The 269-nt window shown below is 54.6% G+C and carries 1 protein-coding gene; it reads right to left on the bottom strand.

The window, feature by feature from the left end; genetic code table 11:
* Window positions 1-212 (bottom strand): MPN domain-containing protein (locus tag PZC42_RS24745; RefSeq protein ID WP_277214191.1); only part of this gene is annotated, 212 nt, incomplete at its 3' end.
* Window positions 213-269: the final 57 nt, after the last annotated feature.

Raw genomic sequence — 269 nt, 5'->3', positions numbered from 1 at the left:
TATGCTCGCACTTCAATATCCTTCCCAGGTTCTGTAGAAACAGTCAAATGCACTGCAGGGTGCGGCCACGTCCCATCTCCCTGGCCACTGTAGAAGTTCTGGATCAAAGCAGAGAACGTGTTCAGCTCGGACGAGGTGGAGTACCACCCGACCAGCACCTCCTTCGGATTTGCCTTTAGATGCAGCGCGAGCATCTGCTTCTGATATTCCATGTCAACCTCGACCTGGTCCGTCGTCTCAGTGTGCCCGACGGCGAAACAGTTGCGGAT

It is taken from the genome of Isoptericola croceus (assembly GCF_029382255.1).
GTDB classification, from domain to species: Bacteria; Actinomycetota; Actinomycetes; order Actinomycetales; family Cellulomonadaceae; genus Isoptericola; species Isoptericola croceus.
This window is presented reverse-complemented; position numbering and strand designations above follow the sequence as displayed.